General features: G+C 41.7%; 1 protein-coding gene and 2 pseudogenes. 2 read left to right on the top strand and 1 reads right to left on the bottom strand.

Annotated elements, in window-relative coordinates:
* Window positions 1-379: pseudogene (locus JO375_RS16290) on the bottom strand (transposase); the annotation flags it as partial.
* A gap of 589 nt (window positions 380-968) precedes the next feature.
* On the opposite strand from JO375_RS16290, the gene JO375_RS16285 reads away from it, so the two are divergent.
* Together JO375_RS16285 and msrA are read left to right on the top strand one after the other, a co-directional pair.
* Window positions 969-1,277 carry a hypothetical protein gene (locus JO375_RS16285; RefSeq protein ID WP_229525456.1) on the top strand — a complete coding sequence of 103 codons (309 nt, stop codon included), beginning with the start codon at window positions 969-971 and terminating at the stop codon, window positions 1,275-1,277.
* 269 nt (window positions 1,278-1,546) lie between these two features.
* Window positions 1,547-2,055, top strand: a pseudogene (msrA, locus tag JO375_RS16280) (peptide-methionine (S)-S-oxide reductase MsrA).
* Window positions 2,056-2,397: the final 342 nt, after the last annotated feature.

Here is a 2,397-nt window from a genome sequence, read left to right as displayed (position 1 = left end):
TTTTTCTTTCGCTTCATAGTAGAACGTGCTTCTAGCGATTTGCAGGACTTCACACAATGCTGATACCGAGTATTTATCACTGTTTTGCTTAATGATTTTTACTTTCGTCCCATGATCAGCGCGGCTTGCTTTAAAATATCATTCTCCATCTTGAGTCGCTCATTTTCTTTACGGAGCGCAAGGAGCTCATTCTCTTCTGCGGTTCGGTTATCTTTTTCAGCGAATGAACCTGAGGTTTGAGCCTGCTTGATCCAGCGATCTAGAGCCGATGGGCTAAGCTCATACTCTCTCGCAATGGCTGCTCTCGGCTTTCCGTTTCGTATAACTGAACCATTTGTCTCTTAAAATCTGCTGTAAATGTACGTCTTTGTCTTGGCATAGTAGATCCGCTCCTAATTCTAATGTTTTCATTCTACTAGCCCTTATTTTTTCTGTCCAACTAAGTGTAACCGATCCATATCGATTTCCCCCCGTTCGGGAACTTGGTTCCTTTCAACGACAAGGTGTGTGCAAACAATCTTATATACATAATAGTTGCTCCCCCTGTTCTTCCTTTGGCTTCATCGCAGCTAGGTAACTCTATCTCTATCAGTAAGAGCACAACCAGAACTCACTGAAGTAGAGTAGAAGCGACAGAATGACTCCACTAATAGGGTACACTTCTACTATTCTTAACAAGTACGATTTATACGATCATAAAGGCAAAGCTAGGTCGACAAAAGCCAACTGGCAGCTGGTTATTTAGTTTCATTTGGATACGTGCTTAAAGCCCCAAAGCTAGATTTATTCTAGAATGCTTAACGTAGCAAACTAGAAGAAGATTCGGTAGAGGGGCTTTGGTGTGCAATAAAGCCGATTTAAAAAATTTATAATAAAATCCCATATGGTACCAATTGCGTTGACATCGGTCTGTGGACATTATAAGGTATGAGGGCCAGATTTCTTAAACATAGTATGGAGGCAGATCAATGAAACAGCGTTTTCGAATCACCCGTTCCATGCAGGAAAGTCCTGTTGAGCAATCTATTTCCCTGGATGAGTGCAAGGATTACTTTGCATCCCAGCCTGATTTTTCGTACTCACGAGTGCTGACCATACAAGGTCCTGAAAGCACCATGTCGGTCGAGGGAGATTTTTTTATGTGGAACTATGCTGGCGTAGATATCCCTTTTCGCCATTACATGGGGGATGTGTATGTAGCTATTTCCAATGAGGCTGTCGTGCCTAAGATGATTGAAATTGCAACGGATCTGCAAGCAGATGTAGTAGAAGGGTAAGACGCTATCCTCATTCTGCTGACGGTTACGGACGTTGCAGTGGTATCCTTGCAGCCCAATTAACGCTGCTGATTTTTTTGCCTGCTGACATCAAGTTGTGTAGATGTCAGCATTTTTGTTGTATAAGGAGGAAAACCCCAGTCGAATGAAATGCCCTCTTGGGAAGTATATGTAGAAAATTTCGCTTTCGCTCTTTTATAAGGTTTCGTTTTCAGATATGATAAAAATTTAATGCACTAAGATGAAGCAATGGAAAGGTTGGTTGGAAAATGGAAAAAGCTACTTTTGCAAGTGGATGCTTTTGGTGTATGGTGACTCCCTTTGAGGAACTGCCAGGCATTCATGGCATAGTCTCAGGCTATACCAAGGAACGATTCCTGATCCGACCTATGAACAGGTAAAAACAGGACTGACCGGTCACTATGAAGTGGTGCAGATTACTTTTGATCCCGAACAGTTTCCGTATGAAAAGCTGCTGGAATTGTATTGGCCGCAAACAGACCCTACGGATGAAGAGGGCCAGTTTCAGGATCGGGGGACACAGTATAAGCCTGCCATTTTTTATCATACGGAGCAGCAGCGGAAGCTTGCGCAAAAGTCCAAGGAGCAGCTTGCGCAAAGCGGACGTTTTGATAAGCCAATTGTAACGGAAATCCTCCCGGCATCGGTATTTTATCCGGCTGAAGAGTACCATCAAAATTACCACAAGAATGCCAAGCACTATAAGGAGGAACGCAAACAATCAGGACGTGATGCATTCATCAGCAAAAATTGGTGATTTATTTAAAATATTTGTTTTTATGAACTGTAAGGCAGTCCGGGATGAATTCACTGGTCTGTCGATACATATTTAGACGAAGTTACTCACACAATGAGGGGACAGAGAAGGAGGCTGACCCGCAATGAGGACAGAAGCTGTTCATGCGAAATATGCTTTGGATGCATTCCGTAATCGAAATGAGCCATACTTTATCATTTTCACTAAATGTTTTAGCAATTTTTGATTCTACCATTTTTATATTCCATTCATTCTTTCCTTTTTTCTATTTATTTTTTTGAAGAAATCGAACTTAATCACATAATCAAAGAGAGAGATAATTACAACAGCTCCAAGTGGAAT

Source organism: Paenibacillus farraposensis, from assembly GCF_020736845.1.
Lineage (GTDB): Bacteria > Bacillota > Bacilli > Paenibacillales > Paenibacillaceae > Paenibacillus > Paenibacillus farraposensis.
The sequence above is the reverse complement of the archived record's forward strand: the minus strand, read 5'-3'. Positions and strand labels throughout refer to the sequence as shown.

Excerpts from the sequence above, each read along its gene's own strand:
- JO375_RS16285 (WP_229525456.1), top strand. The coding sequence starts at position 969 with ATGAAACAGCGTTTTCGAATCACCCGTTCCATGCAGGAAAGTCCTGTT.